Raw genomic sequence first — 26782 nt, 5'->3', positions numbered from 1 at the left:
TTTAATTACCATACAACTTTTCTAACACATCATTAAGATGAATGTTATTATCCAATTGCTTCAGTCTAACTACATCTTTGATGTTGATTCCCCACAGCCTGATACGTTCAAGATGAGCCGTTGATACGCTATGCTTAAAATATTGGATGAGTGCAGCAATCGGATTTAGTAAATATATGTCCAAAAATACATCATGTTCCATTGAGTTTGTTTTGAGTTGCTCATCACGCATCTCATCAAGTAAAGCGTGAATATTTGAACCAGATGGTTTGTGAGGAATACGCATCATAAATTCGTTGCAGAGTTCGCCAGTTGTAAGAACTGCTTTCATATCAGCAATCAACATAAGCGCATTTTTTTTGATTTCACACTCAGTCATGATTTCATCAAACGTCCAAGCTGGTTGATTTAAAGTTGTTGTTATTGTAGTTTGCTCCTCTGTTTGTGAAGTAGTGGATGGTTTATTCATGAGTGTCATTATATATTCGTCTCCTTTGAAGTTAGTTTTGATGACTAAACGTATGCAACAGATTTCAGTGCTATCCACGTACCGTTACGTGTACGAATACATAATTGTCGGTTGATTAATTTGCCATGTTTGTACACCTGTCTCGCTCCCTTCTGATGAGTTTGCTTGTGGGAAATTTTCCAACAGCATATTTTACAGTTGTTACATGAAATACGTTGTTACTAAGATACTATTCTTATGAATGTAAGTTACAGTACAATGTTGCGCTTATTTGATGTACAATGTGTACACAGGTGTTAACGTTTGATACTCATAATTTGATTCGCATAAACGAATAATAATTACCTCTACATAATATTCGCTCAAACGAATCATGTCAACTGTTTTTTAGGGGGAATTTCTAGTTGCGCGTTCTGAGAATTAAACTTAAAGATGTACTAAAACAGAGAAATATCACTCAAAGACAATTAGAGAGCACGTCTGGAGTCAATCAAGCTAGAATATCGCAACTCTGCAAGCCGGGTAGACAAGAGATTAACTTAGGTATCCTTGAGAAAATAGCCGCTGCCCTAGATATCACAGACATATCTGAACTGATTCAGTTTGAAGAAGTAGCAGATACGGAAAACGATGAGCATACATCGAATTAAGAACTCTGAATAAGGGTTCTTTTTTACTTTTTATCCAAAGGAAATATGTAGTACTACTCATATATTTTTGGTAAACTATCTTTGCAACTTACATAAACATTGAAGGAGTATCAAAGTATGAAAAAGAAATTAGTTTTTACTGTGTTAGCCACGATTTTGGTTGCAAACGTATCAGTAATAGCTGTACCTAAAGCTGAAGCAAAAAAAGTGTATTACAAGAACTGTACTGCTGTAAGGAAGGCTGGCAAAGCTCCACTATACAAAGGTGAGCCAGGATACCGTAAAGCATTGGATAGAGACGGGGATGGTGTAGCTTGTGAGAAGAAATAAACTAACTAAAATTTTCAGCGCCTTAATCTGCTTTTCTGTGGTTTCTACTGTAATTACAGTTCCTTCCCTTCAGCCTAAAGTAGAAGCTGCTGCTAAAAAGGAGAGTACTGTAGCAGAAAAAGTGGCGTATTTCCAAAAGCAAATCAAGAAACTTAAACATTTGATTGCTAAATTAGAAATTGAACGTAGTATAATGGTTAAAGGTTCAAAAGAACATATAGCAAACCTCAAGCAGACAAAGAAATACACTGAACAGATCATATATTATTCAGAGAAGATCCTTGAACTATATAAGTAATATACAAGCACTCCATTTGGTTGGGGTGCTTTTGTCTTCCACTATTTAGAGTGGATTTGGGTGTCTGCACATTTTGAAGAAACTTAGTACACGGTTCCCCGAAATTTTCGTGAAAGCTTCCCGTCAAATTGACGACAACCTCAAATTTCGCGATCAGATATGTGTACATCGAGTACACAGTTAAAATTATCATTTTGGTCATATGGGTGGACTGTAAGTAGCTGATACATAATGACTTGCATCGGGGTTCCCCGAAATACTATGACATATAGGTGATGTGGGCAAGGGAGTGAAATCTGACTGCTTAGAGTTGCTTATTGTATCAAACAAAAAGGTGACACCAAGTGCCACCTCATGTGATCAAATTACTCCAATCCATAGACTGATTCAAGGTTTTCCATGTTCAAGAAATCCTTTTTTAATCTAGCATAAACAAAACCACCCTCACGTGTACGTCCAACATTATAACCTTCACATATAGCAAAATACTCCTTTTTGCCAAGCTTACCACTTTCTTTATACAGCTTGTATGCCATATATAACATTCCACTGTTTCTGATATTTGTAGGCGTTAATGTTGGAACTTGGTACAGCTCTGATATCTTCTTTATTCTTCTATTGATCAATGCGGAAGCTGCTGGTACGTTACCCTCAACACCTGTACGTGCATCAGCCGCGCCACGAACTATGTAGTCCGTTTTAGTAAGATAGTTTTTGTTGTTTCTCATGCCTTCAAACTCTAATCCATTATTCTTGAAATTTATCTCTTCATTGTTGGCAATTCTCATAATGTTATAAAGTTTGTTTGAGATGGGTATTACTCTTGATTCTTTACTGCCATCTGATGTTTCATTGAATAATTCAACTTCATAACTCAACGTATCGCTACTAACTTCTCTTACTCTGTCCATTTTAAGGGTCAAAAGTTCACTGTATTGTCTGCCATATATCCCTTCAAATATTCCGAGTATGGCAAGTTTATCTTGATGATTTATGCACTCATCCACCCAATCCATGATGTCATCGTGAGAGAATAATGTAGGCTCACTTGTATCTAGAAATTGCCTATAAAATTCATCAGAACTAACAGCATCAAGTGGATTTATATTGTCTGTACGTAAATCTTGCTCTATAGCCCATCTTATATAATTTTGTATTATGATTCCTGTAGCAGTGATTGTAGTCATCTTTGTGGACTTTAATAGAAGGAGTACCTGTTTAATCTCGCCCAAGTTAAAATCATATAGATCACGACCTAATTTGCTCTCAATACTCGAAGCTCTCTTCAGTACACGCCCATATGAGATTCTCGCTGCTTGACTCTGATTTTTCAAGTATCGTTCTTTCACGGATGAATTGTAGAAGGATTCATCATAGATTTTATTCACACTGTGCACCTCTAAATATGGAGTCGAAATACTTGATAATATCTTCACGTATACGCTTGTTTCCGGTTAATACATTCTTCTTGTTAAGTAGATTCAATAGTTTTTCATCTTTTAGATTAATGCTATTAATGTAATGAGATAATTTCTGTAGAGGAATCTTGTTCTCATACATGTAATGGGATAAAACGATATATCCTATGAACATAAGGGGGTGACTCATCATGTGACTTCCTCGTAGTTTTACATTGATTGAAAACTCATCTGGATAGCTTCCTACTAAATAAGCAACGAATTCTATCAAGTAATCCGATACTTGAAGCACATCAAATTGCCTTTCCAATTTGAACACTTTATCTACAGCATAAGAAAGGATATCAAAAGTTGTAAGTTCGCCAACTAAATCACTTACTTTGTTAGATGATGCAATCTGTTTCCCGATTTCAGACTTACGTTGCAGATTTGCCACTACTTTATCAGACAACCTTTCTTGAGCTAACTCTTCTCTTCTTTCCTTCTTCAACACGTTAACTGTATTAATCTGACCAAAGTATCTCTGCGCTGTTTCATGGTCATACGATCGTATAGATAGGATCAACTCCAAGTCTAAGTATGGATTGACTTGTAGCGCAACCACGCCACCTTGTAAGCGATGGAAACCATCAAGGATGGATACAACAGCCCCCTCGTTAATTGTCAGTGTGTTGGACTCCTCATTGTACGTAACAGGGTCAACTTCACTTGAGAATGCATTAAGAGTGATCATATCTTCAAAATAACTGTTGGAAGCCATTTTATCAGCAATCCTTTTAACACTGGCTTTGTTTACAATAGGAGTCCTAACTATCCCCCCTGATATGTTTGTCTTATAGTTGACTCCACGTTGTGTTTCATCGTCATAAATAATTAACTGGCTGTCGTACAACTTGACTAAGTTTTGAATTGAAATCTTAGTGATGTAGCTATCAAATTTAATCTTTGTACATTCCTCAAAATGGATAGGTAAAGTGATTCTTTCTTGAACTGATTGGCTAAGAACATTCTCGGCTTCTATAATTTCTCGCTTACCGAAATACCTATCTGGGTCGAATAGTTTATCCTCAGTTACTTCATATAAAGCTTTGGTCAGGCCATAAAGCATGGGAACATCTAAATTGGAAACAGACTCCACATTAGATATTATTGAATTAATCTCTTCAACTGGAACATTTAATTCGATTAATTGAACCTGTAATTGGTGCTTTACTTTTTTAGTTTTAAGAACTACTTCAAGATGAGTCAAAAGGATTTGCTCAACTTCTATTCTATCTATCTTCATATGTATCTTCACTCCTTAAATACAGTATAGCACCCGCCAAAGTGATTTTAAACGTAAAAATACATATTAGTTGTAAATCAAATGGTCGGTAAGAGTTGACGTGATGTCAGCCAGCCATAGGGTGTCACCAAATGACACCACGGTAGTAAAATTTTGCACTTCCGAAATTCGGAACCACAGTGTCACTGGGTGACACGATTATGAAGATTTAGGATTAGCTATGACCTATTTTAAATGTAGAACACATTTTGTAAGGGTAAAATAAAAACAGCCGTGTGAGGGCTGTTAGAAGTTTATTTGAGGTATCTCTGGTTTAAGCGGTGCAATAACTGATGTTATAAAACCTGATAAATGTTCAAATGAGTATCCAATAAAATCACCCACACCTTGATAGCTATAGTCTGTCTTGTAAGCAACGTACAACAAGATGAGAAATGCAGAGCCACCAACAAGTATAAGCTTGTCCTTTAACGATAATGATCTCATGTACAACCTCCCTTTTTATAGGAATATTATACCATGAGCAAGAACATACTTTCTACTCCGCTCGTCACTACCCTGAGTAGTATCTATTATGGGGGTAATTTCAAACTGCATCACATTCGAAATATGGTTACGCACCGTTTTCTCGCTGATGAATAACTGCCCTGCGATGTCACGCGTCGTTTTGTCCTGAACCAGTAATTCGAATACTTCGCGTTCACGGTGGGTCAACAGAAATTTGCTTTTATGATCGATACCCTTCAATGTTCACCCCTCCTTGCTCGGGTTGTGTTGGTGTAACAAGGTTAAGGGGATACAGTCAACTCATCTTATGTAAGGTCAAGGGCGTTGGTTCAGTTTTATCAAAAAAATGGGCAGTCTTATATGAGATCCAATGACGATGCATGATGATGTCCATTAAAACAAGTGTGCCTTTGCTGCTGATGTAAACATCTGCGCAAAGGCAACTTGTTCTTACAATTATGAGTTACCGATGATTCATGCGATTCAAGCCATCGTAGTTATTACGATGCATGATGCCATCATCAAGCACGCCGTCACGGTGATTTGTGTTCAACGCATTCGTTGGAAAAATACGTTCAACCATCGATTGGAACGTGTTAATCATGCCGCTAACCGGTTTGCCATTACGAATATCTTTGGAATACGTTTCTACATGTTGTACAAAGTCCGGGTTAGCTGACACGTATACGTTCTCCACGTGAGGTGCAAATTGTTTGATTTTCGCCGAGATTTTGGATTTAATCTCTTCGGGTGTGTTGTCATCCGTGCTGTCAATACGCGATGTTTCACTCTTCATCCCGTAGTGACCATCGGTCATTGTACGTGCATTGCCACTGTTCGTCAGACCACGCATCATGCCATAAGATCCGGTTCCCATGGTTCCATAGATGCTGCGGTCATTGCCCATATGGCTGCGATCCGTAGCTGCATTCGTGTTCAATCCCGGTGCTATGCCACTGGTGCTGTATGGAGACATGGTTCCATTACCACCGTGTACACGCAACCCGCCCATATCTTGATTGTAGCTTTCTGTACGCATCGTGCCGTTCGCACGGTTACGCATCGATTTGCTTTCCAATTTGCCAGTGTGACCATCTGTCAAACGGACTGCTACATATGCGTTACGATCGGTCAGCATGACACTTGCTGACTTCACTTCCTTCATTTCCGCAATGCGTTTAGCCAGCTCGTCACTGGATTTCAGGTTAGTGACGTTATGCGTCCGATAGCTTTTCGCACGAATACCATCCATCCCATTGGACTCAACACCATAACGGTTAATGCCTTTCACTTCATGACGAACACTTTTGGTGTGCAGATTGTTATCTTTGGTGCTTGTTCCACAACCCGTCAATCCGGCCATTACGAAGATTGCAGTAGACAAAGATAAGCTGATTGCTGTCGCCTTTTTGGCTGCTGGCATGTCTCATCCTCCAATTATGTTGGTTTTGGTCACAAGGATAGGATGCTCTTCTGCATGGACTGATATGCTGAAAGGATATGGAACAACAGCCTCCTTTATCTGGACTCCATGGGTTCTCTTCCACGTAAAAAAAGCGATGCTTGCACAACGTGCAGCACCGCTCTGTATAACCGCGTATATCCTGTTCAAGTGTGAACCTTCATTATCATGTTGAAGGGCCACTCACTTACTTGGATGAGGAATTCGCATCAGCATCATCTTCACTCATAGAAGAGGTTGCGTCTGATTCTGATTTTTGGATGGAATTCGGAAATTGTTCAGCTTCCTTCAGACTAGCTGCATCCATCGGATAAGCCCACTGACCGTCTGGTGTGACTACCCAGATCTGATCCGGTTTCGATGGAATAGTAAGCCCCCTGTACACATCTGTAACAGCCTCTCCATTAACGATCTGCTCAACGGATAAAGTAAAGCGTGGCACAGTGCCTTTCAGTTCAGAGGCTTTGCGCACATCCTCAGCTGTGGACAGGTTTTTAATTTTGCCAATCAGCGATACAGCATCGGTAGCTTCAACCGCTTCACCGTTAAGCGTCCACGTCTGCTCTGCCGCACCCTCCGCGGAGGAAGATTTGAGCATCCAGGTGGCTGCTTCACCTTCCCATTCCAGCGTAGTGACATTGGATTCATCCAGATTAAACGGAGTGGTATCCAGCAGATCCAGCCGTGATTTTTCTATATTGCTGATGGATTCCGTCTGTACTGCAACGACAGGCCCGGAGTCTACCCGCACATAACGAGCGTCATCTGCTGGCAGCTGGCCACCGATGCTCAATTTGATCTCACGGTTATCCTTTAATTGAATATCCAGCAGCGTTGCATCTGAACCCAATCCATACTTGTCGAGATCCTTCGGCTCTTCTTTTACAACCAGCTCCTGATCTGCACCACTTAAGGCATCAAGCCAGCTGCTAACCGTATACCCATTCAGAGGATAAGCCTTGGGTTCCACCATACGCCATACGCCATTCTTTAATTCCAATTGTGAAGATGAGGATGTTGAAGCACCTGATGTGTCTGTATGGTTATCATGAATCGTGATGGACTGAATATCGGCAGACTTAATCCCAAGTAACTTGACCTTCTCCGCTTCCTCTTCACGAAAATAATTTTGACTGGCCGCATAGACCCACCCGATAATCAAGACCAATAAGACTAGAATCGTTGGGACCCATTTTTTCATACGCGTCTGCGCCTCCACCATAAGAGTACACCTATCATAACAAAGATGAACGGGAATGCGACAATAGCCACGAAGAAAATGGTTCTGGCTTGTTCACCATCCAAATACGCCGTTTGATAACCGGATTGTACCCGTGGCCGGATCGTTACCCCATCTTCTTTTTCACTTAAATAATTGACGGTATTCAGAATAAAATCCCGATTTCCGCCGTTCGCTATTTCCGAGTCCTGCATGAAAATGGATGAGCCCAGAATAACTGCCTTCGGTTTGCCATCCGTTGTATCCGCCGCATATCCAAGCTCAACCGGGCCTTGAACGTCCTGATCCGGATCGTTGGATGTTTCGTTCTGCAATAAACCTGCAATGTTTGTCTCGCCATAACTGTCATTGGATGAATGAATGAGCGGCGACAAGGTGTATTTATCCTGCTCTTTGCTTGTCAAAGCAATGGACAGGGATAACATCGGATACAGTTTGCTTTCTGACAGTTTATCTGTGATGGCATGGGAACCATACTCTGGCACGACCCACAGTGGGCCCATTGTGCTGGCTTGCTGATTATCCACCATGACAGCATGCTCATCAACCACGCCATAATCTGTCATGAGTGCATCGATATTTTTCCAAGTCAATTTCATGTCCTCGTGAAAACCGAGAGATAACAGCAATTTACCTCCGTTACTCAGATATGTCCGAATGGCCTTAAGTTCAGTATCACTAATATCCCGCTGTGGCCCAATAATCGCGAGTACGTCCGCATCTTCTGGAACCTGACCTGCCTGATTCAGCTGAAGTTCTTCTGTCGTGATATTATTCTGTTCCAAAGATGAGCGCAGCGTAGTCAGTTGATCCAGGCCAAGCTCCTCATGTCCTGTCAGAAAGACCATCTTGTGCATCTCCGTGGAAGACAGGTTCATTAGCGCTTGTGTCAACTTTTCCTCACCCGTGAACTGGTACGATCCATCGCTTCCATCCCCGACAGCCGTGAATAGACTGGCGATATCAATGACTTTATGCTGATCTCCCTGTTCCAATACAATGGAGCTGCCTGTGATGCCATATTTGGAGGCCAGCGCAGGCTCCTGCGTCAGATTGTATTGCTTCATCTTCAGTTTGCTGTTGCGTTTCGTATATTCCTGAACCATATCCGATACTTCGCGGTTCAAGACCGTATTATTCGCATTTTCAACGGTTAACACCAGAATGTTGACGTCTTCTTTTACGTTTTTGATCGCGGTAAGAGACTGATCTGACAAGGTGTATTGTTTATTCGAGGTCAGATCCAGTTGGAAGCCGCCAAGCGAATTCAGAAACAGGGTCAGCAAAATAAAGATGCCAACCACCGCTACAGACAGCACGGTACTGTTGGTATGACTCAACCATTTTTTCATCTTCTCACCTCCACCGCTTCCGTTCCACAATTTGAATGCTTAACAGCAGAAACACACCTGAGAGCGTCACGTAATACAATATATCTGGGCCACTAAGTACACCCTTCGTGAAGCTGTCAAACCGGTTCGTCAGCGCAAACGGGTCCAGCCATTGCTGTAACGCAGATCCAGAATTGCCTGCAAATGAATCAAGCATCCACAATACGAGCAAAATAATAAAACCGGCTACCGCAGACACCATTTGGTGCTGAGATAACGTGGAAGCAAACAGTCCAATCGCCATCATACTGCCGCCCAGGAAAAAGAGACCCAGTGCAGACAACCAGACGGATGTCAGATCCAGTTCACCAAAGAAGGACATAATAAACGGGTACACTAGACTGCACAGAATAAGTACAACAAGAATGGCGAGGGACGCCAAATATTTACCAAAAATAATCTCGGTCACCCGTGCAGGTGAAGTCAACAAAAGTTCGTCCGTTCCCTGCCGGAATTCCTCTGCCACCAGTCGCATCGTCAGCAACGGCACCACAAACAGCAGCATGGATAACGTGTCTCCCAGCACCAGGCGATAATCCACAATGCTTGGCTGGTAATAGACAAAGCTGGAGTAGAACAGCAAACTTGTCATCAGTACATATACGGCAAAAGCGAAATACGACGTCGGTGACAGGAAGTATGCCTGCAGTTCTTTATTGCAAACCGCCATCATTCGTCTCATTTGGAACCCTCCCCTGTGTGGGAATCAGCTGAAGCGCTCTCGGACTTAGTTGATTGCTTCAGATCTGAAGTGGTTCCCAAATTGGCCTCTTCACCTGTCGCCTGATTGGCGATCTGCACTTTATCAGTTTCAGTCTCCAGCGTTGCCAGTTCCGCTTCGGATTCCGTTTCCGTTGTGGTCAGCTTCAGGAAAATCTGTTCCAGACTGAGATTTTCTTTCTTCATTTCCAGGATCGGCAAGCCTGCACCAGACAAAAGGTAGAACAATTCTTCCCGGAAATCATCGGAAGATTCGCCGGTAAGCAGCATTTTAACCGTATGAGCAGAACCGGTGGATACCTGTCCATCCGCTGCTGGAATAACTTCGCTCCGTACCTTCTCCCAAGGTGTCAGCACATTATGTAATTGCTGCTCTGTTGCCTTCACTTCAATGGATACCTTGAACCGGTCCCCCATCGCGGAACCAAAATGCTGCGGTGAACCGTCCAATACGAGCTGTCCCTGGTTAATAATTAACATGCGATTACACAGCGCGCTCACTTCCGGCAAAATATGTGTACTGAGCAGCACTGTATGATTCTCACCCAGTTCACGGATCAAATCCCGTATCTCCATAATCTGATTCGGATCAAGACCTGAAGTCGGCTCATCCAACACGAGCAAATCCGGTTTGTGAATAATGGCTCCAGCCAGACCCAGACGCTGCTTGTACCCTTTGGACAGCCCGCGCACCAGTTGCTTTTCACGGCCTTGAAGACCCAGCCTGCTCACCATCTCACTGATCCGCAGTTTCACTTCACGTGTCGGAACATCCCTGAGATTAGCGACGAATTTCAGATACGACTGTACCGTCATATCTGGATAAAGCGGCGGTGTCTCTGGCAGATAACCGATCTTGGAACGGACGCTCCTGCCCTGATCGTGCACCGATATGCCATCCACTGAAATGGAGCCTGCTGTTGGATGCAAATAGCCCGTAATCATTCGCATCGTTGTGGTTTTCCCGGCACCATTCGGTCCCAAAAATCCAACAATCTCACCGCGCTCCATTGTGAAATCCAGTTGATGCACGCCGCGCCGTCCATCAAATACCTTGCTTACCTGTTTCACTTCGAGCACATCATTCATCCTTTCCCGTTAAAATACCCGTGTGCCATCATCGCTTTCTTCTGATGGTCAACACGGGAAGTTCCTTGTATCTTACGTGCTGTAGCCTAAATGCAGCTTAAGGTCACTTAAAAGAAAGCTTAAAAATATGTGTCTAAAATGTGAACAACACTTCATTCACCCACACCCTGGACTCTGGGGCAACGTACCTTAGAATACAGGAGCATAAGCACCTGCACAAAAGTCAGAGGGTGAACCGTGTGAAAGTACTATTCACATTTTTTGTTCCAAGCGGCGGTGTAGATACGTTAAACCGATTGCGTACAGCCGTTCTGCAACGCCATGGCATCGAAGCGCATGTATTGTATCTGAACCCTGGCTCGGGAATGCAGAACAATACCAGCACGCCGGTCTTCACCACTTCCAGTGATGAGGAAATTCACAGTTTGATTCATCATCATCGTTATGATGCCATTATTGTTACCTCCGATATTGCCATGCCGGGCAGATTAAGAGCCCTCGGGTATAAAGGACGCATTATCTATGAAGCACAGGGGCTTGGGACGCGTGAACAGGCTCTGGAAACCATCCAGATGGGAGTACCTTATCTGCAAGCCCACTGTGATGCAGCGGTCATCCCTCCAACGGATCATTTACTGGAGCTGTTCATCCATATGTGTCCATGGCTTCACCGGTTTGTCATTCCCAATATGCTGGATACCAATACCTTTGCCCCAGTTTCGGTGGATACCCCTCCCTATCCGGTACTTGCATGGGTCGGGAGGCTCGAACACAACAAAAACTGGCGGGAATATTTGACGATATCCAGGAAAATCATTAAAAAAATTCCGAAAGCCAGACTATGGTTGTTCCACGATCCCACCTTGGCCAATCCAGAGGACGAGGTCATGTTTCGACACATGCTTGCGGAGTACGGGCTTGAAGATCGGATTGGCATCTTTATCAATGTTCCCCATTCCCAGATGCCTACATTCTACTCCATGGTGGCTGCTTCCGGAGGAATCATGCTGTCGACTTCGCTGCTTGAAGGGTTTGGATACGCCGTTGCTGAAGCCATCAGCTGCGGCTGCCCGGTACTCAGTACCGATTCGGATGGCGTAAGGTCCTTTATTACACATAACCAAACGGGAAAATTCTATCCGATTGGCAATGTGAATACCGCTGTATCAGAAGCAGTAGACCTTATGCGCAACAAAAAGCTGCGGGAATATATTCGCATTCAGGGCAGACAGCATATGGCCATCTCCTTCTCCCCTGACCGATACGCTGCTTCATTTCGGGAAATGATGACAGCCTTGAGCATTTTCTTTTAAATAAAACAAAAAGGCAGTTCAGAAAGATGCTCTGAACTGCCTAAAAATTAAATCAGCTTATTAGAATCAGTGTCCCATCATCATTGCAGGATCAGGCTGATCCCCTGTTTGAAGGGACTCTTCCTCCATCCGTTTGGGTTTACGCAGGATCAGACTGAGCAGACATCCAAACAAGGCAATGCACGCTGCCAGGAAGAAGGTGTCGTTAAAACCAGCCACTAATCCATTCACCATACCTGCTGCATCAGTTGCTCCAGCTGTATTGCTTGCAATATGGGAGGTCAGGAATCCGGTCAAGCCGGCAACTGCAAAGGATACAACCACTTGCTGTGCAGCAGCAGTAAGCGGGGTAACCCGACCTACCAGCTTACGTGGAGCAGCATTCAGTACATGCGTATTGAGTGGCATCATGGAAAAGCCCATACCCAATCCCATCATGACCAGACTGAGAATGATCAGACCAAGACCCGTTTCCGCGGTAATCGAAGACAGAATAAACAAGGCACCCGAGATGATACCCAGACCCACGAAAGCCAGCGGTCTTGCACCGATTTTATCAAATAATCGTCCACCAAGTGGCATACCCACACCCGAAGCCAGCGCCTGCGGGAGCAAAATGAGTCCTGTTTCCAGTGCAGTGTAGCCTTTAATTTGTTGCAGATAAAGTGGGATCAAAATCATCGCCCCGAACAAAGCGACTTGTGATACCCATGCCAGAATAATACCCCGTGTGAAATCAGAGGATTTGAACACCCGAAGTTCCAACAGCGGATTCTTGTGACGAAGCTCAACGATAATGAACAGGATCAGCGCCACGCCTCCGACAATCACACCTGTCAGTGTTGTTGCAGACGTCCAGCTTGTTCCGCCTTCACTTACACCGTATGCGAGCATCGAGAATGCGATTGGTGCCAGAATCATACCGAGCAGATCAAGTGCAGGCGTGCGTCCACGATCCGTATCCGGCAGGAATTTGATACATAGAATAAACGCGGCAATACCAATCGGCAGATTGATCAGGAAGATCCAGTGCCAGCTGAGTGATTCAATGAACCAACCCGATAATACCGGACCCAGCGCAGGGGCCAACAGCATGGGAATCCCGAGCATACCCATGATAGAACCTCTTCTTTCAGGAGGAGCCAGACGGAATACCATCGCCATACCAATCGGAGCAACCATGCCTCCGCCAAGTCCCTGGATGATACGGTAAATAATCAATTGTTCAGGAGATTGCGCGATCGAACATAATACTGAACCCAGAGTAAACATCGCGATCGTGAACAGAAATACTCTTTTGGCACCGAATCGGTCGGTCAACCATCCCGCCAGCGGAATAACGGCTGACAAAGCCAACGTGTATCCTGTAACCGTCCATTGAATGGTCTTCAGATCGGTCTCAAAATATTGAACCAGATTCGGAATCGCCACGTTGACCACCGTGCTGTCCAAGATGACCATAATCATCCCGACGATAATAGCCAGTAGCGGCAGAATAATCGTTTTAATCGAAAACTCCGCCGGGTTCTGAGGCACTGCTGTTTGTTGTTTCACTCTCTCCACTCTCTTTTCCGGCCTGGAGGCACTATCTATATATCCGCCTCTCCAGCGGCCTTATATTCACGACGTTTCAAACTTTTGTTTTAAACCGTCGTTTTAAACTCTTGTTTGAGCATAGGTTAATTCTAATGAAAATACCTTTGCTGTCAAGCTATTTTTTTGTTGGAAAACAGATCACGTATGTAAGACAAAAAATGGACCAGGTCTTCTCCTGCTCCACTTTTTGGTTAATCGCTCCTCATTATGGTGATCCTTTTTAATCTGCCAATTTGATCATCTGATGCTCCGAAAGTATACCCAGAGTCTGGCCTTGGTCACTTCTGCAGTACATGCGAATAATCAGATGATTGGGTGCAGAACTGTTGCTAATGATGCGCAGTTCGCACGGATCGGATGAGACCGTGAGATTATGAATAATGTGATTTCCCGTATCCGCCCCAATCCGACAAAAATAGCGATACAGCTCCCCTCGCGTGTGACTGATTCCCCCGACAAATATATCCACATCGTCATTCCCCACAAATGCCAATTCAATGTCCATATATCTCACCGGAACAACGGTTTGCAGCAGCTTTTCGTGAATCTCCAGCACATATGCGGCCACGGTATATCCCTCCTGTAGAGCAGTGTTGAACCTTACTCTAGATATGGTATGCCTGCTCTCGTCCATTGCTATTTGCAATCACCCATTTTAATCAATTCCACGGAAATGCCCACCCTTTCGTCTGCCTTTTTTCATAGACTAACAGGATAGAAGATCGGCCTGTGCAGGCCGTGACAAGGAGGTAACTATGAGAGTTCTGCTCGTGACCTATTGGGAGCTTACACAGATGGGTGGAATATGGACATATGTGAAACAGCTGGCTGACAGGCTAATGGCTCTTGGCGTAGAGGTGGATATTATGGGCACCAACGGAGCCAAAAATGAAGTGTACATTCGCAATCTCAATCGTTCTTTCTCCAAAGATAAGGTATGGCCCATGCTTCAAGCCAAACTTAATCCGACAGATTTGCCCCAGTTCACTGCCGATTCTCTCGTGGCTTATTATGAATTGAACAGGTATGCCTTTGAAATGGGAGCCGCCTATCTGGGCGTTGACCATTACGATGTCATCCATGCGCAAGATCCGGTAGCAGCCGTCGCGATGAGACGTATTTTAAACCGCAACACACCAATGGTAACCAGTTACCACGGAGCACTTGCGCGCGAAACTTTCTATGATGCTCAAAACACTGACCCGCAACTTACTCTAACTGCTTATTTACAATCCACACGCGGTCGTTACTTCACCTCTTTGGAAGAGCGTAGCGCTGCACAATCGGAGCTCATCTTGGTTTCCAGCCATTGGATTAAAAGCACACTGACCGAACTCCATGTTCCTGAGTGGAAATTCCGCTTGATTCCGTATGCTATTGATCTGCCAGCCTACCGCGCTCAAGCAGCGGTCAAGTTTCGTCAGCGTAAGCCAGCAGGCAAAAAAGTAATTGCTTATACAGGAAGGCTAGAGTATATCAAGGGAGTACACGTATTGATTAACGCGCTCTCCAGTCTGAAGAAAATCCGTTCGGATTGGGTCTGTTGGATTGCTGGTGAAGGGAATCTAAAAAATGAATTGTATGTGCAGGCCATGAAGGCAGGTATAGATTCTGATATCGTATTCTGGGGCAAACTGGCGAACATACCTTCGTTCCTGCGCCATGCCGACATTTATGTACAGCCCAGCTTACAGGATACGCAGCCCTTCTCCGTCACAGAGGCGCAACTTGCCGGACTGCCTGTCATTGTAAGCGGTACGGCAGGTATGCCCGAGATGGTCCAGCCTGAACATACCGGCTGGGTCGTGCCACCACAGGATGCAGAATCACTTGGCGCATTGTTAAATGCTCTTTTGCAAGATAAAGCCACCCGTACAAAGGTAGGCGCAGCAGCCAAAGCTTGGGCTGAGCAACATCGTTCGCTGGAAGAGATGGGATTGCGTACACTGCATGTCTACCAGGAAGCCATTCAGTTGGGAGGTCAGAGAATATGACATTACTTGTCCCCAGTGATTTGTATAATCGTTGGTTCTCCACCCCTGTGTCTACAACGCATATCGAGGTGGATTACGCTGTAATGAACGAATTAATGAGGAAGCTGCCCAAAGGGTATGTTTTCCCTGATCCGGCAACCATGCACGTTCTCACATCTGAGAAAAATTAGAGTCAATTAACTTAACAAACAAAATAAACAAGAGGATATTCGTTCGTGCCGCACTCCCTTAACGGCAACCGAATACCCTCTTTTTTGCGGCGGTTCATTGTCTATCATTCGCGCTTCCAAGACTTCTAGCCTCTACTTCCAGTAACCACCAACCTGCAGCAGATTGAGCAATATGGGCCGATGCTTAGCCTGGACAAGTTCCATCTCAGCTTTCAAAGCTTTGAAGTGTTTCTTGGTTCCCATCGATTCATGAACCCGATAACACATCAGAGGCTCATCGTAATAGAACAACTCATAGAGTGGAAAAAGACGAAGCCACATCTCATAGTCATGCGTGTAGCGAAATTCGGTGTCAAACATGCCGAACTTTCGAAATGCATCCATCTCAAGCATCACGGTGCAACCATTTATTGGGCAGCCTTCGGTCAGCACCTGAAGCATCTCCAGACGACTCCCTACTTCTGGTCTCACCGTGTCCATCCATTCGCTGTTCGCATCTACATAATGATAAGCCCCGTGACAGAACGAAGCCTTAACGTCAAGCATGAACTTCAGTTGTTTCTCTACCCGGTCCAGCAACATCACATCATCGGAGCTGAGCCAGACAAAGTAATCACCTGTCGCTCGCTTGATTCCCTCGTTTAACGCGGTTGCCGTTCCACCATTCTTTTTTCGAATATAGCGAATGCGATCCATGAATGGTTGAAGCCGCTCCACATGCTTCTTAGAGCCATCATCCACCACAATGACCTCAATATGCGGATACGTCTGGTGAATGGCGCTGTGCACAGCCTGATCAATGTACGCGCAATTATAAAAAGGAATGACAATTGATACTTTCGGCTCCATCCGGTCCTCCCCTTTCTCCGCGTGAATAATACCATTCTCCCTATTATATGAGGATTGCTTCTTGAGGTATCAGGCATCTGCTGCATAGCGACGTATAAATTACGCACATGGAGTATTTTGCATCAATCCAAAAAGCGGCTTTCAATCAGTAAGATCTAGATCGAAATGCTTATAAATAAAGAGGGCGTTATTCGGCCAGCTCGCGGCCTCCATAACCCCCACCAAAGTTCTTTACCCTCCCATGGCAGCGATCCGCTGCAACAAGGGCTCCCGATATCTGGACCATACCATGGAGGCCTCCCGGCCGATGGCATCCGAATGGCGTAACGTGCCCATTCCCCCATGCCGTCGATATGCCGTAAGCGATTCGTTCAGATATGGAAAACGGTGACCGTTCAGCAGAATACGCATCCATAGATCCAAATCATGCGTATAAGGCAACAGTTCATTAAACAAGCCCACTCCACTAAAGAGATCCTTGCGAATCATCACAGTACAGCCGTTCACCGGATTGCCGTATACGAAGAGGCGCAGCCAATCCGGTTCGGCCATCGGTTCTGCTCCCCCGTTTAACTTGGTCACCGCTGAGTGCTCATTAATGTAATTAAAGTTGGTATGTGAGATAAGCACATTCTCCCGTTGCATAAATTCAACCTGATGACGAATCTTATCCGGATATAAGAGGTCATCTGAACTCAGCCAGGCGATGTAGTCCCCGGAGGCATGACGGATGCCATGATTCAGAGCCGAAGCTGTGCCGCCATTACTTTTGCCAAGAACATAAATGTAGGGACGATAAGGCTTAAGCAGCTCTTCATACCGGGTAGATCCATCATTGACGATAATGATCTCCACATCGGTATATGTCTGGTTCAGTGCACTCTGGATCGCTTGAGGTACATAGGGATCATTGTAAAACGGAATGACAATGGACACGCTCGGATTCATGTAGTCGCCCTCCCCTGCTGAGTACGAACATCGCTCAGAATATCTCGAAGAGATTGGGTAAATGGAATCAGCGGCTGCCAGCCCAACTTGCGCAGTGCCGATAACTCCTCCTGATTTCTAGCCCCGTCCGGACCGGAAGAAGCTCCGTCCCAGCGTACCGGCACCTCCGCTTCGGTCATGGTTAGCAGCGTATCCGCAATTTCTCCGAGACTGCGCTCCGTGCCCGATACAACCGGATATACGTTTCCCGTTGTGCCTTGAACAAGCAAGGTTGCATAGGCCCGGACTGCGTCCCGCACATCTAGAAAATCACGGGTATTATCCCGGCCGGATAGACGAAAGGCCTCCGTCTTCCCCTGATGTTCACAAGCAACAATATGACGTGCCAGCAGCGAACATATGCCCGTTGAAGGGCCAGCCCCGATCAGATTTCCCGGCTCGGCCAGCATAATCTGCTGTCCAAACAGAGACATCCACGATAGAGATACCATTTCCTCTAATGCTTTGCTGAGACTATAGGGGTGCGGAGGCTGCGGTGGCCGACCGGGTTCGGGAGTATACTTTAATCGGGAACCCACAATAACGGTCCGTGCCGCCGGACAGCTTCTTAATGCATCCAGCAAATACAGAACAGCCATCACATTGGTTTCAAGCACCAGCAGCGGATCGGACCACGAATCAGGCACGGAATTTTTGCCTGCAAGATGCAGCACATAATCCGGTTTCACCTCTTCAATCAGATGACGGACTTGCTGTTTATCATTAAGATCACAGACATGTACAGCCACGCCATCGCCAAACGAATGTATACCTGCCCGCCTGACCACTGCTGCAACCGCCGCACCGACTGTCTTGAAATAAGCAACCGCATGCCGTCCAGTGAAGCCAGAAGCACCTGTGATCAGTACTTTTTTGCCTGTTAGCTCTGCTCCATCCATAATGCCAGCTCCTTCAGCATCGTAGAATAATCCGGAAGGTCTGTCTTCACATCCTCACGTGTGGAAACTAACGTGCGATCCTGCACAACGCTATCATCAGGTACAACAACAACATCCTGTTTATTCCATGTCTGTTTGAACAGCACAAGCAGATCATGCTTGCTTACAGGCACCGGATGAGCCAGATGGATTAGACCACTGACTGGCGATGCCAGATAATGATCTACCCATTTGGCCAGTTCAAGGGTAGTTACTCCATTCCAGAAGACGCGTGTATACCCGCCAACCTCACCTGTGCAGGACATGAACCAATGCATCAGACCAATGCCGCCTTTCCGAATTTCGGGTCCTATAATGGACGTACGGATCGTCAGATGCCCGGCATCATGGACTTCACCGAGTGCTTTCGTGATTGCATAGGCCGATGTTCCATCGGTAACATCATCCTCCCGGTACGCCCCCCGGTCCCCACTAAACACACAATCTGTACTGATGTGAATCAAACGTGCACCGATCGTGTCAGCGACCCGCCGCAAACGATGCGGCAGAAATCCATTAATATGATAAGCGGTAATTTTGTCTTCATCTGCAAAGCTGTTCAAAACACCCACCGCGTTAACGATGACATCCGGGTGCACCGCCTCCACCAGACGGTCGACCATAAAGCAATCATTTACATCCAGCAATAGACCGTTAGGATCAGACACATCCCGGGTAGTATAGAAGACGCTGTGAACGCCTTGACGGCGGAAATAGTCGACCAAAATATGGCCGGCCATTCCGTTTCCCCCAAGTATCATCAACTTCATGACAGAAATCCTCCACGTTTCAGAATGTCACGAATCTCCTGTTTGTTCATTAGCTGATGCTCGGAACTGAAGCTGCTGAAGGATACTGGAGGACAGTTCGTATAATGCTCCTTCAACCCCGGTATGCCGAGTGTAGGCAAAATCACCAAGTATTGCTCATCGTATACCACTGTGGTCATACTCTCGAATTCACTCATCAGAATCTCGTGAATCTTCTCGCCAGGCCGAGTGCCACGCTCCACAATGGAGACATTCTCTACACCCGAATCCTCAATCAGTACTTCTGCCAGGTCTACGATTTTGCACGTTGGCATCGTCATGACAAAAATCTCACCACCGACACTTTCCACCGAAGCTTTGAACAGCAATGTGATCGCATCTTTCAGCGTGAGAAAGAATCGAGTCATTTTCATATCCGTGATGGACACTTGACCTTTGGATCGAATCTGATTTTTGAATAAGTGTACAACACTGCCGTTTGTTCCAAGTACATTCCCACCACGTACGGTTACAAACCGCGTATTGCTATGAAGCAAATTGGCATATACGATCAACTTCTCACCAATCGCTTTCGTCATGCCATAGAAGTTGGATGGATTGGCAGCCTTGTCGGTTGAGATATATATGACCTTTTCCACCTGATTTTCAATCGCAGCCTCGATGACATTCTGTGTGCCGATCACATTGGTTTTGAGAGCTTCATACGGTTGATCTTCACACACCGGCACATGCTTGAGCGCTGCGAGATGAAATACATAATCCACATGCTGACATGCAACGGTTAAGGCATCCTTGTCTCGAATATCACCAATGCGAAAATGAAGACGCGGGTCCTCGAATTCACGACTCATTGCCACCTGGCTGGACTCATTCCGGGAGTAAACAATAATCTCCTTAGGCTGCTGGGGCAGCAGTTGAGCCACAAGTTCATAACCCCATGATCCCGTACCGCCAGTCACGAGTATACGCTTATTTTCAAACATGCAATTTCCCTCCAAGCAGAAATTTGACCACTTTACTGGATACATCGGTTGCTTTGTAGCCTTGTGGACAATCCCAGTCGTTTGACATTTCGATCATGACTTTCACACAGCCCGCAATACGCTCCGCATCCAAACCTGAGACCACGTTGCTGCCGCAATCCACCGTCTCCGGTCGCTCTGTCGTGCGACGCATGGTTACCGTAGGCACCCCCATGATGCAGCACTCCTCCTGTACGGTACCACTGTCCGTAAGTGCACAGCGTGCATGTCGTTCCAGCATCACGAAGTCGAAAAAACCGAATGGTTCGTGAAATTCCACCAGCGGGTGCATCTCCAGTTGCAGATGCTCGGCGATTCGAATAGCCGTTCGAGGGTGAATGCTGCATATGACTCGCATGGCATGTTCTTCAGCAACCTGGTTCAAGCCTTTCATGATTTCCAGCAAATGAGGAGGATGATCCACATTCTCCGCCCGATGGGCCGTTACCAAAAAATATTGCCCGGACTTCAGCTTCAATTTCTTCAGTATTTTGCTGGAATTCACCTGTGCGTCGTAGTGACGCATTACTTCATAGATCGGGTTGCCTGTCAGCACAATTCGGCGACTGGGCACCCCTTCATTAACCAGATGTTTCTTACTCTGTTCGGTGTACGGCATGTTAATCGTGGAAATGGCGTCGATAACCCTGCGATTTTTCTCTTCGGGCACATCCAGGTCAAAGCATCGATTGCCTGCTTCCATATGAATGACGGGTATGCCCATCCGTTCAGCCAGAACAGCACATAATGCACTGTTCGTATCACCGAGCAGCAGCACTTTATCCGGTTTCTCCTGATTTAATAAATCCTCCATTTGCGTAAACATCGAGGATAACTGTCGACCTAACGAGGCCGCTTCATCCTGAAGGACGTAGTCCGGCGCCCGCAAGCCCATTTCCTTGAAGAAAAGACCGCTGAGACTTTCCGTGAAGTTCTGTCCCGTGTGTACCAGAATATGTTTGGACGCGTACTGGTCCAGCTTGGAAATGATCAGACTGAGCCGTATAATTTCAGGTCGCGTACCCAGCACCGTCATGATCTTCATCGTAATCCCTGCCTTCATCGTCTATTGGATAATCTCCGGCGTGCCCGGCTTCGTTTGGTTTTGCCAGGCGTACGTTTGCGAACAATTGGTTGCCCCACGCGCACACGTTGTTTCTTCTTTTTGCTTGCCTTCAGCTTCCTTCCGCCTATTCCCGTTCCTCGTTGTTTCATTCGGTTACGAACCCTGCTGCGGTGGGTTGAATGCGGGGAACGACTTCGTCCCGTTCTGTGGCCTGAGCGATGTTCTGTTCCTTCATGAACAGGCTGACCTATGGCAAGCGGAGGCAAGGGCGAGATTGGCAGCGCCTGAATCACAGTCAATGGGAACAATCGTGCCCGAACCGAAGCCGGTTCCAGAATCAGCACGGTTCGCAAACGGCCCTCACCCCATGCGTACACAGGACCATTAGGAGGCTGAATGTACGGAAACCATCCAGGAAAACGCATCAACCACTGTGTCACCATCGTATGCAGCTTTGCCCTGTAGGTTTCAATGCCGTACAGCTTTTCCGCTTCTGTCCGATTACGCCAACCGGTGTCTGAGGCCAGTTCAGGATCATTCAGCAGGGTTGTTGCCAGAGTAGCAAGTGCCTGGGAATCCCCGGCCGGGGCCAAAAAAGCACCACTGCCTACCGATTCCAGCAATTCCTCGAGTCCGCCCTGGGCAAAAGCGATAACCGGTTTGGCGAAATAAAGCCCCTCCAGCGCAGTCATGCCGAATCCTTCTTTGACCATGCTCGGAATGATCACCATATCCATGGCCGTATAGGCCGGAGATACGTTTTCCTCAAACGGCGTAAAGGTAAATCTTCGATAATAACCGGATTTTTTCACCCGGGATACACATTCGTCATAGTACTTTTTGTCCGCTGATGTACCAATAATCCAGAAGCGACAGCGCGGATGGGTTTCACACAATTGCAGAGCCATATCTACAAAAGGTTTTAGACCTTTGGCATCATATATGAAGGAAGAGATGTAACCGATACAGATCTGCGATGGCTTGAAACCAATCTCTTTGCGTTTGCGTTCCCTCAAGTGCACCCATCGTTCGGGGTCCGGCAAGGCCGGGTCCCAGGTTGGGGAGATCACGGTCAACTTGGCACTCATGCCGGCTTGCTTGAAGGGTGCTGCTGCACTTTCGGATATGCCTATGATCCAGTCGGAGTAACGTCCAATCATCTGCACAGCTTCGTTGGTATGTTCATTCAACTGAATAATTTCGGTAATCTTCCAGATCACCGGAATTTGCAATGACTTCGCTGCTACGGCAGGCATTACATTAACACAGGTATTCGTCAACACCAGATCAGGTGCAGTCTCCCGGATGAGGGAGACCACGTCCTGATATGCCGGATTATGGCGAAGCTGTTCTGCATCTGTTGCAATCCCCCGGTAAGGTGTGTACACACCGTGAAGCATCGGCAGGAAGCATACTTTGACCTGAATATCGAACCTCCGTGCAAGTCCGGCAAGCTTTCCTTCCTGAGGAACCACGAGTACACAATCGAAGATGGAACCCATCTCTCTCATAAAATGAAGCAACAGCTTCTCCGCTCCCGTAATGCTGCGGGTGTTGCACACATGGGAAAACAACATGAGCTTGGGTTTAGTCGCCATGGCTGCACGGACCCTGAATACGAATATGCAGGGTTCTGTGCACACCTCCTTCCGGTCAGGATTAAGGGAATATAATGCTTAACATTTCGTTGATTCTTTTGCCATACGTGTGATCCTTTAATGTCCGTTCCAGCCCTCGAAGTGCAATCTCGCGGCGCTCTTTCTCATGAGTGAGATAGTATTCAACCTTATCCAGCAGCTCCTGAGGGGAAGAGTAGGTCTCGATTTCTACACCTGGTTTATAGAAACGTGCCAAGTCATCCCGTGCATCGGTCAATTGAAGGGTTGTAGAAGCGGCAATTTCAAATGTTCTTGGATTCGGGGAGGCTGGTAGAATTTTGACATGGTTGTTGTTAACGGAATCATCTTCGTGGGAGCGGTGCAGGTTGATGACAATTTTGGTGCCGTTATAGACATCGTTCGTTTCCTGCGGACTCATCCAGCGACCCAATTCGATCTTCTCACCGTAAGCAGCATAGTCGGGCAGGCGATCCCACCAGATACCATTAAATACGGTATTGTGTGACATCAGCTGTGCCATGATCGGATTGAAGAAGTACACCCGGTTCCAGTAGGCCGAACCGATAAAGCTGACGTCCCGGTGTAATGGAGAAGGTGTGGTGATCGGGAAGTAATGGTTAGTGAATGCAGCAAAGGGCAGGTAGTGAACAGAAGGGCAGCCGTTTTGTCGATACAATTCAACACAGTTCAGTTCCAATGTAAATACATGATCGAAATGGTGTACTCTTTCCAGTGTCATATCCGTATAGTACGGATCATCCGTGAGCCAAATTGCCGTCTGAATGCCTGCTTGGCGGATCGCATCCAGATGTTCCAGCGGAATATCCATGCCATCCAGCACAAGCACCAGGTCCGGGCGGGTTTGCAGTGCAATTTCGGATACAGGCTGACGCGGATCGGAAAGAGTTACCTGGGCAACCATGCCCTGCAATGTTGCCATGACGGCTTCGTCCAGTGGGGAATATGGGAATCCTTTACCCGAAGATACATAAAGTACGTGAAGCTGCCGGAAAGGCAAGGGTTCCTGTGCACAATTGACGATATAGTTGGCACGGCCGCGCAAATACCCTTCTTCCTTGCCCGCATCATATCCGGCATGCTGCCCGTTTTTGCGTGCTTGGTCAGCCAGACTGAGCACTGGTACATGAGTCTTTCTCGTTTTACGGTGTTTGAGAGACATACCGCCACTCCTTTTATTTTTGGGATAGGGTTCTCTAACTCTGCCTAAACGGTGCTGTCCTGCAGAAAGAGACTTACACGTGCTCCAGCAGCTGAGCGATACGACGGGTGAATGTATGCTGGTTCAACGTGGTGAGCAGCCCGCGCCAGGCTAGGGCTCGCCGCTCCTCTTCATGTTGCAGATAATATTTGATTTTGTGCTGAAGTTCAGCCGCGGTTGTAAAGGTCTCGATGTCATATCCAGGCCGGTAGTAGCGTGGCAGATCATGCCGTGCATCCGTAATCTGCATCGTGCCACAGGCGCTGATCTCATACGTCCGCGGATTAATGGAATGACCTTGGAGGTGATGCGTATTGCGATTGTCTTCCCCGTTCTCGCAAGTCCGGTGAACGTTAATCACGATTTTGGCGCCATTGTAATAATCGACTGTCGCTCCCGGATCAATCCAGCCATCGTGGATGAATCGGCCCAGAATGTCATAGCGTTTCAGACGGTTCCACTGGCTGCCAGCAATGAATACCTTTTTGTCCGCCAGAAAAGGAGCCAGCTCGTCGAACAGTGCAATTCGGTTCCAGAATCCGGTGCCGATAAAACAAATGTCATACTGATGCTGCGGTGCCGTACGCCTTGGTTGAAACATCCCCGGGTTCACTGCCAGCGGCATATAGATCACCCGACCCGCACCATGTGCAGTATAGAACGGCACGGCCGCTTCCTCATGTGTGAACACAACATCATAATGCTGGCAAATGCTTGTCGTATCTTCGGTAAAATACGGGTCATCCACAAACCATACTGCTGTTCGAATTCCCAGCCCTTTTATGCCATTCACCTGTTCCAGATGATCGGGAGGAAATACGTGTAGTCCATTCATAACCAGCACCAGATCGGGCCTATGCTGGCTGGCTTCCTGCAGCATGTTTGCCGGCGATCCGACAACACATTCACGAACAGATTGCTGCAAGGCTCCAATGACGCCTTCATCGATGGCATCGAATCCCTGCGGAATGTACAGCACCTTCATATTCCGCACGGTCGGCTCAAACAGCTGCACTCGCTCCATCATTGCCTGACAGCCGCCAAATCTGCGGCCTTCTGCATACCCGCCACGGTAAGCCGTCTCCGCTTCTGTAGGCGGTCGGTGTCGTCGTTTTGCCACATCCTTCACCCTGTCTTCCTTCAGGAGATATCACTTTCAGATTCTCCCCGTGATTGGTGTTCCCTCTAAAGGATATGCCCCGGGGTCAGATGCATCATGGACGGGTGTCCTGCAAGGCGCAAAATTGGCGTCTGCCCTCCACATCCGCCTGCACGGGCATGTCCGCTTTTGCGGTGATACAAATAACCCGGAGGGATCTTTCCCCCCGGGTTATCGTTGTACACTGGACATGCATCTATAGTCATCCGAAAATGTACACCTATTCTGCTATTGCGCTTTGTAAGCCAATTGATGTCCGTCCTCGAATCCCTTGGCGAAACCCGCGTTGAATCCCTCGTTGTACGCCTCGTTGTACCCCTGGCTGTAGGCGCTGTCCGGGTTCGGATCGGTAGGGGTAGCCGGGACGAACGGTTGTGCAGGCTTCAGACTCCGGTGCCGTCGTACCGCACGTTTCTTTTTTTTAAGCCACGCACTGCGTCCTTTGAGGGTACGTTTGTGCAGTACACGTTTGCCTTTGAGCGCACGCAGTTTACGGAGTTTACGCAGACGGGCCCCGCGAGCAAGCAGCGCTCTTTTGGTTCTCAGACGTATTTTTTTCTTCTTTAACATGTCAACATTCCTCCTGTATATTCCGGACTATGCGTATTGCATATCCAGGATCTTTGAGCCATGGCACACCAGGCTCCCCATGCTGGATTCGGGCCAATGGAATCCCCGTAACCATCCGTGACATCTCTTCTTGATAACGGCTCAGCAAACGAATGTTCTCAGCCAGACTGCGGGCGGATACTTCCGAGTGGGCAGACACGCTGGCCACACTGTCCAGAATGCGGGCGAGCGCCTGCTGACTGTGTGCAATGGACTCAATGAGGGACAGTTTCGCTTCCTGCTCACGCCGCAACAGACTCATTTTCCGAGATCCCCCATATCCATACCGCCAAACATGCCACCATCCATGCCGCCTTCTTCACCATCGTTCTGCACCATGATAGCCTTCAGGTTGTTGCATAATCCGGTTTCCATTCGGGTCAATCCTTCCAGTATTTCCACCAGCTGATCATGCATTTTGAGAGGCTCTGCCACCTGATCGCTATGCGTCAGAAAAGCCTCACCATTCAAATGATTTAACGCCCAGTTCCTTACCTTCTCGGCTTCAATCGCCTTGGCCTCCAAAATGAGGGCAATATTCCACTGCATCTTGGCGGCTGCATCCAGCATCAGTATGAGACTTTGTTCTCTGCTCATGTCCATTCACCCGCC

The 26782-nt window shown here is 46.6% G+C and carries 30 protein-coding genes and 1 pseudogene; 6 read left to right on the top strand and 25 right to left on the bottom strand.

The features are described 5' to 3' along the window. Position 1: 1 nt before the first annotated feature. Positions 2-478 carry a hypothetical protein gene (locus tag HW560_RS11725; protein WP_179263166.1) on the bottom strand — a complete coding sequence of 159 codons (477 nt, stop codon included), beginning with the start codon at positions 476-478 and terminating at the stop codon, positions 2-4. Positions 479-873: 395 nt separating this feature from the next. Here HW560_RS11725 and HW560_RS11720 point away from each other — a divergent pair, with 395 nt between their 5' ends. The 3 genes and pseudogenes from HW560_RS11720 (at position 874) to HW560_RS11710 (ending at position 1747) form a co-directional block, all read left to right on the top strand. Beyond that, on the top strand, positions 874-1119 hold the full coding sequence (locus tag HW560_RS11720) for a helix-turn-helix domain-containing protein (protein WP_179263164.1): 246 nt from the start codon (positions 874-876) through the stop codon (positions 1117-1119). A gap of 210 nt (positions 1120-1329) precedes the next feature. Further along, a pseudogene (locus HW560_RS33490) lies at positions 1330-1449 on the top strand (excalibur calcium-binding domain-containing protein); the annotation flags it as partial. Beyond that, on the top strand, positions 1436-1747 hold the full coding sequence (locus tag HW560_RS11710; RefSeq protein WP_179263160.1) for a hypothetical protein: 312 nt from the start codon (positions 1436-1438) through the stop codon (positions 1745-1747). The pseudogene HW560_RS33490 and the gene HW560_RS11710, both read left to right, overlap by 14 nt. A gap of 365 nt (positions 1748-2112) precedes the next feature. Here HW560_RS11710 and HW560_RS11705 read toward each other — a convergent pair whose 3' ends face one another. From HW560_RS11705 to HW560_RS11665, 9 genes are all read right to left on the bottom strand, one after another. Then, positions 2113-3135 carry a phage lytic cycle repressor MrpR family protein gene (locus HW560_RS11705; RefSeq protein WP_179263158.1) on the bottom strand — a complete coding sequence of 341 codons (1023 nt, stop codon included), beginning with the start codon at positions 3133-3135 and terminating at the stop codon, positions 2113-2115. Further along, positions 3128-4450, bottom strand: a complete 1323-nt coding sequence (locus HW560_RS11700) for a ParB N-terminal domain-containing protein (protein WP_179263156.1) — start codon at positions 4448-4450, stop codon at positions 3128-3130. Before HW560_RS11700 ends, HW560_RS11705 begins: the two co-directional genes overlap by 8 nt. Before the next feature lie 285 nt (positions 4451-4735). Next, positions 4736-4936 (bottom strand): hypothetical protein, encoded by a 201-nt coding sequence (locus HW560_RS11695; RefSeq protein ID WP_179263154.1) that lies wholly within the window; start codon positions 4934-4936, stop codon positions 4736-4738. Between the two features lie 15 nt (positions 4937-4951). After that, the gene (locus tag HW560_RS34230; protein ID WP_306459236.1) at positions 4952-5197 is read right to left on the bottom strand and encodes a helix-turn-helix domain-containing protein; all 246 of its coding nucleotides are present in this window, start codon (positions 5195-5197) and stop codon (positions 4952-4954) included. Positions 5198-5420: 223 nt separating this feature from the next. Further along, complete coding sequence (locus HW560_RS11685; protein ID WP_090904431.1) at positions 5421-6380, bottom strand: YhcN/YlaJ family sporulation lipoprotein; 960 nt, start codon at positions 6378-6380, stop codon at positions 5421-5423. Between the two features lie 226 nt (positions 6381-6606). Beyond that, positions 6607-7620 (bottom strand): DUF4340 domain-containing protein, encoded by a 1014-nt coding sequence (locus HW560_RS11680; protein ID WP_179263152.1) that lies wholly within the window; start codon positions 7618-7620, stop codon positions 6607-6609. Next, positions 7617-9011: a GldG family protein gene (locus HW560_RS11675; protein WP_179263150.1), complete on the bottom strand. Its 1395-nt coding sequence runs from the start codon at positions 9009-9011 to the stop codon at positions 7617-7619. The genes HW560_RS11680 and HW560_RS11675 overlap by 4 nt, the downstream gene beginning before the upstream one ends. Before the next feature lie 4 nt (positions 9012-9015). Further along, positions 9016-9732: an ABC transporter permease subunit gene (locus HW560_RS11670; RefSeq protein WP_076290830.1), complete on the bottom strand. Its 717-nt coding sequence runs from the start codon at positions 9730-9732 to the stop codon at positions 9016-9018. Then, the gene (locus HW560_RS11665; protein ID WP_090904434.1) at positions 9729-10850 is read right to left on the bottom strand and encodes an ABC transporter ATP-binding protein; all 1122 of its coding nucleotides are present in this window, start codon (positions 10848-10850) and stop codon (positions 9729-9731) included. Before HW560_RS11665 ends, HW560_RS11670 begins: the two co-directional genes overlap by 4 nt. Positions 10851-11098: 248 nt before the next feature. On the opposite strand from HW560_RS11665, the gene HW560_RS11660 reads away from it, so the two are divergent. Then, a complete protein-coding gene (locus tag HW560_RS11660) occupies positions 11099-12172 on the top strand; it encodes a glycosyltransferase family 4 protein (protein ID WP_177185890.1) in 1074 nt (357 codons plus the stop codon). Positions 12173-12238: 66 nt separating this feature from the next. On the opposite strand, the gene HW560_RS11655 is transcribed toward HW560_RS11660, so the two are convergent. Together HW560_RS11655 and HW560_RS11650 are read right to left on the bottom strand one after the other, a co-directional pair. Continuing rightward, positions 12239-13726 (bottom strand): DHA2 family efflux MFS transporter permease subunit, encoded by a 1488-nt coding sequence (locus tag HW560_RS11655; RefSeq protein ID WP_090904435.1) that lies wholly within the window; start codon positions 13724-13726, stop codon positions 12239-12241. A 262-nt stretch (positions 13727-13988) separates the two neighbouring features. Next, positions 13989-14336 (bottom strand): hypothetical protein, encoded by a 348-nt coding sequence (locus tag HW560_RS11650; protein WP_090904436.1) that lies wholly within the window; start codon positions 14334-14336, stop codon positions 13989-13991. A gap of 187 nt (positions 14337-14523) precedes the next feature. Here HW560_RS11650 and HW560_RS11645 point away from each other — a divergent pair, with 187 nt between their 5' ends. Next, on the top strand, positions 14524-15762 hold the full coding sequence (locus tag HW560_RS11645; protein WP_090904437.1) for a glycosyltransferase family 4 protein: 1239 nt from the start codon (positions 14524-14526) through the stop codon (positions 15760-15762). After that, positions 15759-15932, top strand: coding sequence for a hypothetical protein (locus HW560_RS11640; RefSeq protein WP_177185891.1), 174 nt, complete (start codon positions 15759-15761; stop codon positions 15930-15932). Before HW560_RS11645 ends, HW560_RS11640 begins: the two co-directional genes overlap by 4 nt. A 132-nt stretch (positions 15933-16064) precedes the next feature. On the opposite strand, the gene HW560_RS11635 is transcribed toward HW560_RS11640, so the two are convergent. From HW560_RS11635 to HW560_RS11575, 13 genes are all read right to left on the bottom strand, one after another. Next, complete coding sequence (locus HW560_RS11635; RefSeq protein ID WP_090904438.1) at positions 16065-16781, bottom strand: glycosyltransferase; 717 nt, start codon at positions 16779-16781, stop codon at positions 16065-16067. Positions 16782-17012: 231 nt separating this feature from the next. Beyond that, a complete protein-coding gene (locus HW560_RS11630; protein WP_090904439.1) occupies positions 17013-17729 on the bottom strand; it encodes a glycosyltransferase in 717 nt (238 codons plus the stop codon). Beyond that, complete coding sequence (locus HW560_RS11625; RefSeq protein ID WP_090904440.1) at positions 17726-18667, bottom strand: NAD-dependent epimerase/dehydratase family protein; 942 nt, start codon at positions 18665-18667, stop codon at positions 17726-17728. The genes HW560_RS11630 and HW560_RS11625 overlap by 4 nt, the downstream gene beginning before the upstream one ends. Further along, positions 18649-19476: a dTDP-4-dehydrorhamnose reductase family protein gene (locus HW560_RS11620; protein ID WP_090904441.1), complete on the bottom strand. Its 828-nt coding sequence runs from the start codon at positions 19474-19476 to the stop codon at positions 18649-18651. Before HW560_RS11620 ends, HW560_RS11625 begins: the two co-directional genes overlap by 19 nt. Further along, positions 19473-20459, bottom strand: coding sequence for a polysaccharide biosynthesis protein (locus HW560_RS11615; RefSeq protein ID WP_090904442.1), 987 nt, complete (start codon positions 20457-20459; stop codon positions 19473-19475). The genes HW560_RS11620 and HW560_RS11615 overlap by 4 nt, the downstream gene beginning before the upstream one ends. After that, on the bottom strand, positions 20452-21543 hold the full coding sequence (gene wecB, locus HW560_RS11610; RefSeq protein WP_090904575.1) for a non-hydrolyzing UDP-N-acetylglucosamine 2-epimerase: 1092 nt from the start codon (positions 21541-21543) through the stop codon (positions 20452-20454). Before wecB ends, HW560_RS11615 begins: the two co-directional genes overlap by 8 nt. A gap of 14 nt (positions 21544-21557) precedes the next feature. Then, entirely contained in the window at positions 21558-23162 is a 1605-nt protein-coding gene (locus HW560_RS11605; RefSeq protein WP_090904443.1) for a glycosyltransferase family 4 protein, read from the bottom strand. Between the two features lie 61 nt (positions 23163-23223). Continuing rightward, complete coding sequence (locus HW560_RS11600; protein ID WP_256222474.1) at positions 23224-24363, bottom strand: CgeB family protein; 1140 nt, start codon at positions 24361-24363, stop codon at positions 23224-23226. A 73-nt stretch (positions 24364-24436) separates the two neighbouring features. Further along, a complete protein-coding gene (locus HW560_RS11595; protein ID WP_256222475.1) occupies positions 24437-25531 on the bottom strand; it encodes a CgeB family protein in 1095 nt (364 codons plus the stop codon). Positions 25532-25587: 56 nt separating this feature from the next. Continuing rightward, positions 25588-25767, bottom strand: coding sequence for a hypothetical protein (locus tag HW560_RS11590; protein WP_143067090.1), 180 nt, complete (start codon positions 25765-25767; stop codon positions 25588-25590). Between the two features lie 22 nt (positions 25768-25789). Further along, a complete protein-coding gene (locus tag HW560_RS11585; protein WP_090904444.1) occupies positions 25790-26131 on the bottom strand; it encodes a hypothetical protein in 342 nt (113 codons plus the stop codon). A 1-nt stretch (position 26132) separates the two neighbouring features. Then, positions 26133-26432 carry a hypothetical protein gene (locus HW560_RS11580; RefSeq protein WP_090904445.1) on the bottom strand — a complete coding sequence of 100 codons (300 nt, stop codon included), beginning with the start codon at positions 26430-26432 and terminating at the stop codon, positions 26133-26135. After that, complete coding sequence (locus HW560_RS11575) at positions 26429-26767, bottom strand: alpha-helical endospore appendage domain-containing protein (protein WP_090904578.1); 339 nt, start codon at positions 26765-26767, stop codon at positions 26429-26431. Before HW560_RS11575 ends, HW560_RS11580 begins: the two co-directional genes overlap by 4 nt. Positions 26768-26782 lie beyond the last annotated feature (15 nt).

The organism is Paenibacillus sp. E222 (assembly GCF_013401555.1).
Taxonomy (GTDB): Bacteria; Bacillota; Bacilli; order Paenibacillales; family Paenibacillaceae; genus Paenibacillus.
The sequence above is the reverse complement of the archived record's forward strand: the minus strand, read 5'-3'. Positions and strand labels throughout refer to the sequence as shown.